The sequence below is a fragment of the Iningainema tapete BLCC-T55 genome (assembly GCF_014698965.1).
Lineage (GTDB): Bacteria > Cyanobacteriota > Cyanobacteriia > Cyanobacteriales > Nostocaceae > Iningainema > Iningainema tapete.
Window position 1 is genome coordinate 97619 of the sequence record NZ_JACXAE010000076.1, and the last position, 7044, is coordinate 104662.

A 7044-nucleotide genomic window follows, 5' to 3' on the forward strand; every position below is an offset into this window, starting at 1 on the left:
ACTCTTGACCAATGACTAATGACAAAGGACAACCCGTCAGGAGTCAATATACATTTTCAATACGTCATAGCTTAGACGCTAATTTTTCCGAATGTCGTCGCAGAGACGTCGTTCTTCTTGGTTGAGTTTAGGGTTGTTGTGCAAATAATTATTTACCCAAGCACAACCACTGTTCAATAAATTATTTAAATCCAATAACTCCAAGTTCCACAAACGTATAGTTTGATCTTGACTACTTGAAGCCAAAGTCTTGTTATCGGGACTGAATTTAACGCTATAGGATGAAGCACCCAGCCATTTAAAAGTAGTAATTTCCTTACCTTCCATAGTCCATAGTTTGATAGAGTTGTCCGAACTTGCTGAAGCTAACATCTTACCGTTTGGGCTAATATTGACATCAATAACTCTATCTGTATGTCCATTAAATGTAGTGATTTCCTTGCCAGACTCCAAACTCCAAAGTTTGATAGTATTGTCCCGACTACCAGAAACAACCTGCTTACCGTTTGGAGTAATGCTGATGCTATGTACAGCATCTTGATGTCCTTTGAGCGTCATAATTTCTTGATCATTTTCTAGATTAAAAACTTTGATAGTATCGTCATCACTAGCCGCCACCAATTTTTTGCCGTTGGGGCTGAAAGTAATACTATTGAATGAAGCCTTTTTCTTAATCGTTTTAATTTCCTTGCCTTCTGCTACACTCCAAAGTCTGATGGTATGATCTGAACTAACAGAAGCAATCTGCTTGCCATCAGGGCTAAAGGTAACGCCGTACACTTTGTCTTGATGCCCTCTAAGCGTCTTTATTTCCTTGCCATTTGCTACATTCCAAATTTTAATAGTTTGATCGAGACTTGCCGAAGCCAGCATTTTACCCTCTGGGCTGTAGCTGACGTAATTAATAGTATTTTCATGCCCCTTGAGTGTCTTAATTTGCTGACGTTTTTCCAAATTCCAGACTTTGATCGTATTATCTCCACTACCAGAAGCTAAAGTTTTGCCATCCGGGCTGTAACCGATACCATATACTGCAGCAGTATGACCTATAAGCGTCTTCATTTCCTTACTTTCTAAACTCCACAGTTTGATGCTAGAATCATTGCTACCGGAAGCTAAAGTCAAGCCATCTGGGCTGAAGCTGGTGCTATTGACCGAAGCAGTATGCCCTGCAAGTGTAGCAATTTGTTTACGGTCTTCCATCCGCCAGATTTTGATGGTGTTGTCAGCACCAGCCGAAGCGATTAACCCCCCTTCGCCCCCCTTTGCAAGGGGGGTTGGGGGGTTGGGGCTGAAATTAACGCTAAACACTTTTTCTTGATGCCCGGTGAGAGTGGCGATTTGTTTGCCATCAGGTATAGTCCAGAGTTTAATCGTCGTGTCAAAACTCGCTGAAGCTAGCATTTTGCCGTCTGGGCTAAAGCTGACTCCCATCACCTCGTCCTTATGTCCGAATAATGTTTTTAGTAGCTTACCGTTCAAACTCCATAGCCGTACTGTTCTATCCTTACTTGCTGAAGCAATTAACCCCCCTTCGCCCCCCTTAATAAGGGGGGTTGGGGGGTTGGGACTAAAGGTGACTCCATAAACCCCAGCTTCATGACTTTTGAAGGTTTGGAGTTCTTTACCATCCTCGACTCGCCAAAGTTTAATGTTATTGTTTTTTTTCAAATCACTTGCTACTAGTGTCTTGTTATCGGGGCTAAAGCTGACACTAGAGACACGATCTTTATGCCCTTCTAAGGTTATAATTAATTTGCTGTCTTCCAAATTCCAAATTTTTATGGTATGGTCGCGGAAACCTGTTGAAGCGAACATTTTGCCATCTGAGCTAAAGCTGACGCTCTTTACCCCACCTTTATGCGCTTTTAATGCAGAGATTTCTTTACCATCCACCACCCTCCAGAGCTTTATATTACTATCACCACTGCTAGCCGAAGCCAATATGCTACCATCTGGGCTAAAGCTGACTTTCTGTATAGAAGCCTCGTGTCCTAACAAGCGATCGCGCTCTTTAATCTGGTAAATTATTTGGTGTAGCGTAGACATGACCTTAATTTTGGTATCAGCTTGTATACCAACTGTAGATTTCATTTTTTTCAGAGCTTTCAAGCCTTCTATTAATGCGTCAATCTGCTTGTTTGAAGCAAACAGTGCTTCGCTTGATGCAGCTAAAGTTCTCAGCTGGGCATCTTGGTTTTGAGTCCATTGAATAAAAGCAAATCCCAATACAAGCGCAAACGTACCAGCAACTAAAGTAAATGTCCGTAAACGATTTTTTTCTTTCTGCTGAATGCTGCTGTTCACAAACTCCGACTCGACAGTGTTGAGCCAATTATTTTTCGACTCAAATACTTGCCTCACAAACGGGAGGCGAGGATCTTGATCCCACAAAAAACCAGTAGCCTTTTTATTTTGCTTCTCCATGCACCATTTATGGGCGATTAATGTTAACTCACGTTGCAATAGCAAAGAGCCTAACTCTTTATCTTTCCAAGTTCGTAGCCTTTGCCATCCTCGAACTAAGAAATCGTGAGCAGGTTCAATATACTCTTGATTCTCAGTATTTCGTCCTTTCACTAATAAACGAGCAGCAACAAAGTGTTCGATCGCCAACTTCACCCGTGTATTTTCTGGTTCTGGATACTCCAATTCTGTACATAGCACTTGTCTGCGAGCTAATTCACTCTCACCCACAGCTACCATCCGCAACATCACATGTTTGATAGTTTGGGCATAGGCAGGATCGAGCTTGACTAGCTGTGTATATTCATCATCTGCTCTTTGGGTGAGACTGCGCGTCACTCCTCCCAATTCCTCATAATCTTGTTGGGTAATTGCCCGATTATTCCGAGTGCCATCGAATGTACTTCTAATGTACTTCAAGTAAAGTTCGCTGAGCGTAAAAGATAGCAATGGCATTGCACCAGGCATTTGTACCACTTCATCAATTAATTGATCCACTAAAATTGGTGGTTCAAAATACATTACTCTTGTAGTGGCTGGTTCTACAATCACAGAGCGCAGTTCCTCTCGTGTCATGGCGGGAACAATAAAGCGTGCTTGTTGCCAGTAAGGTTCTAAAGCTGTATCCTGAAATTGCGGTTCAAAATCTGAACGTAAAGTCACCACAATGCGTAACTGTTTTGGAAAAGCGGCGATGGCTCTTGCTAATCCACCCAAAAACTTTTCCCGCTCCAAATCATCGCGGCTCATAGTAACTAATTCTTCAAATTGATCGATTACTAGCAGCAGCTTAGTATTAGGATGCTCATCACTCCATGCTCTCACTGACTGTGCTAATGTTTGCAACTCATGCTCAAAAGCTATGATTGGCATTTGAAACACGGGCAAATTTTCTTTATTTAGAGTATTATTCAAAGCAGCGAAAGGAGACTCACCCGGACGAAAGGGAGCAAGAATGCGCCACTGTTGATCCTTGAGTTGTGGAATCAAGCCTGCTTTTACCAAGCTTGATTTTCCCGTTCCGGAAGCCCCCAGCACCACCGTCAACGGCTGGTTGCTCACAAATTCAGGCAACTTGGCGATTAAGTTTGTTCTACCATAGAAAAGTTTGCTATGTTCGGACTCAAAAGATTCCAACCCGCGATAAGGATTATTACTTTCATCTAGTGGAGGTGCTGGTTTTAAATTATCGGGGTCAAAATCACCGAACACAAAGATATACTCGCCTTTATCATGGCGTTTAAGTTGACTAAATCCTGGAGTTTGTTTGAGGTTTGTTTTACCTAACTCACTATGTAAATATACATACAACTCTGTTGCTGTCATTACACCGTCTTTGCTTAAATCAGCTTCTCCCTCCAGCGCCTTCAAAAGTAGTTCAGCAAAAGGTGAATGTCCTTCATGCTCACTCCTTTGTCCGAATCGATACAGCGAATCGGCTGATTTTTCGTCATCTGCTGCTGAGGTAATCACTTGGTGGGCATAACCAGAGATGAAGCGTTCATAACGTTCGCGATACATGTTTGAGCGTCGCACAGCTTCGCGATTTCCTGCCCAGCGAAATGCCCCAGCAAAGCAACAGTCCAGAATCACTAACAAATGACGGCATGGTAGTTTGAGCAAAGCATTATGCAGTCGCGTCATTGGCAGTAAGCTACTATGATTATCCATGTGCGCATCTTGAGGAACTAAGTAGCCATGAGGACCATCACTATTATCTAAAGCATCTAAAGCAATGCCATGTCCAGCAAAGTAAAAAAGAATACGGTCATTTTCATCAACCTGGATGTTACTACCATTTGGTAAGGGGAATATTTGCTTGTCCAAGGCAGTAAATAAATTGTTGAGTTCAACACCAGTTGCAGCAAAATCCAATATTAGTAGAACTTGGTATTGGTATTTAGTCTCCAGGATGTGAGCAATTTTAGTGGCATCTTTAACTGCGGTTTTGAGCATCGGAATACCATTAACGTATTGATTGATACCAATAACCACTGCTAGACTGCGTTTAATCTCTGCCATAGATGCGGTACAGGTTGATTGCTTCTATATTCCTATATAAATGTAAGTGAAATCAACTGATGCTGTTGTGAAGGACGGGCAAGATGCCCATCCCACAAGAAATGTTTGAAATGTTTGTAGTGAGCGCTTCAGCGCTCAAGGGAAAGATTTTAAGCGCTTCAGCGCTTACTACAAACTTCTATTTACGCCTTGTTACTTAGCTTAAATGAAATGTGTACTTGACTTTTATGTATTATAGTTGTAATATAAAATATTATTACCGCATATGCGGTGACAGTTGTTTGCTTAAACAGAAGGAAGTTGTTATGGTTCCCCGAGGACGAATCCGCAATATTGGTATTTCTGCCCACATTGACTCTGGTAAAACTACACTATCGGAGCGGATGCTATTCTACACTGGCAGAATCCATGCTATTGAGGAAGTACGGGGTGGTGGTAAGGGTGCCACTATGGACTTCATGGAGTTAGAAAAAGAACATGGTATTACTATAACCTCGGCAGCCACTACCTGCCAGTGGAAAGACACGCAGATTAATCTGATTGATACACCAGGACATGTAGATTTCACTATAGAGGTAGAACGTGCCTTGCGGGTATTGGATGGAGCAGTGATGGTGCTGTGTGCGGTAGCTGGTGTGCAGTCTCAATCAATTACTGTAGATCGTCAGATGAAACGTTACGGTGTGCCGCGTTTGGCATTCATCAACAAGATGGATAGAACCGGAGCAAACCCTTTTTCAGTGGTGCAAGCAATGCACGACAGATTAGGGCTGAATGCTGTGTTACTCCAGTATCCTATCGGTAGCGAAGATCGGTTTGAGGGGGTGATCGATTTAGTCGAGATGACAGCTGATTACTTTGAGGGCAACAATGGAGAGCAATGGGTGAAAAAGCCCATACCTGAAGCGTTGGAGAATGAGGCACAACAAGCACGCTCTAAAATGCTGGATGCCTTGTCGCTGTTTTCGGATGCGATGACGGTATTGCTGTTGGAGGGTAAGGAAGTTCCTAAACAACTGATTTGGGAAACAATCCGTAATGCCACTTTGAGTTTAGAACTTACACCAGTGTTACTGGGTTCAGCGTTCAAAAACAAGGGTGTGCAGAATTTATTGGATGCGATCGCTCTATATTTACCTTCTCCTCTAGATCGGGTAGAGACGCGATATGTCGCGAACCCAGAAGATCCTGTAGTGGCTTTAGCATTTAAGCTGATGGTGGAGTCTTTTGGGCAGTTAACTTATATCCGGATCTATTCTGGAACTTTAAAGCCAGGTGATACTGTATATAACTCGCGGACTGGAAAACGGTTACAAATCGGTCGCATACTGAGAATACACGCTAATAAGCGAGAGGATGTCACTGTCGCCGTTGCGGGAGATATCGTTGCTCTAGTGGGTATAGATTGTGCCTCTGGTGATACTTTGCATTCCTCTGAAACACAAGTATCATTAGAAGGAATGTTTGTACCTGAACCAGTGATTACACTGGCAATTACTCCGAAAAAACAGGAGGATGCAGACCGTGTTGCTAAAGCACTTTACCGCTTTCAACGGGAAGACCCCACATTTCGGGTTAGTATAGATCCAGAATCAAATGCTACCCTGATTTCTGGGATGGGAGAACTCCATCTGGAAATCTACATTGAGCGGATCAAGCGGGAGTATAACGCTCTTGTTGATGTTGGTAAACCAGCAGTAGCTTACCGAGAAACTATCTCAAAACAAGCTACTTTTGACTACCGACTCAAGAAACAGTCTGGAGGTCCCGGTCAGTTCGCCCATATTACTGGATGGATTGAACCTTGCGACGAACAGTTTGTGTTTGAGAATCGCGTAGTTGGTGGTACAATTCTTAAAGAGTTTATTCCTGCTTGTGAGAAAGGTTTCCTGGAAGCAATGCAATCGGGATTGCTAGAAGGTTATCCTGTGACAGGAGTGAAAGTGGTTCTTTCAGGAGGTTCCTATCACCCGATTGATTCGTCGGAATTTGCCTTCCGTGCAGCGGCGCACCAAGCGTTTGCCCAAGCGTTTGCTCAAGCCAAACCCCAAATTTTAGAACCCATTATGCTTGTAGAGGTGGAAACACCCCATGAGTTTGTGGGAAGAGTTCAGGGGGATCTTTCTTCCCGACGGGGTTTGTTATTGGGTTCTCAAACTTTACAAGGCTACTCGGTTATTCAAGCTGAAGTACCGCTAGAGCGAATGTTTGGTTATTCAACAGACTTGCGATCGCTCACCTCTGGTATGGCAACATTTTCTATGGAGTTTAGTTGCTACAAACCAGGAACAGCAGTCAAATAGACAAACAATGTAGAGACGTTCCGGCGGAACGTCTCTACAAGGGTTGTAGACAATGCACAATTAAATTCGGTTGATGTCTAGTGTATGTTGTCCAATCGCTTGAATTACCTGAACAAGTTCATCTGTTGGCGTGGGTGGTAACAAATTTTCTGCCACAGCTGCTTTTTCAAGTAATAACTCCCGGTTCGCCCATTTTTTCAGGAGTTAGATAAAAGGGAGCAAAAGTGTAAAGGCAGAAATTACGTGTCAGTAC

Annotated in this window: 2 protein-coding genes; one reads left to right on the forward strand and one right to left on the reverse strand. The window is 43.0% G+C overall.

The features are described 5' to 3' along the window. Window positions 1-78 precede the first annotated feature (78 nt). A complete protein-coding gene (locus ICL16_RS25240) occupies window positions 79-4488 on the reverse strand; it encodes an nSTAND1 domain-containing NTPase (RefSeq protein ID WP_190833442.1) in 4410 nt (1469 codons plus the stop codon). Window positions 4489-4793: 305 nt separating this feature from the next. Between ICL16_RS25240 and fusA the strand changes: the two genes are divergently transcribed. Next, on the forward strand, window positions 4794-6791 hold the full coding sequence (fusA, locus tag ICL16_RS25245) for an elongation factor G (protein WP_190833444.1): 1998 nt from the start codon (window positions 4794-4796) through the stop codon (window positions 6789-6791). Window positions 6792-7044: the final 253 nt, after the last annotated feature.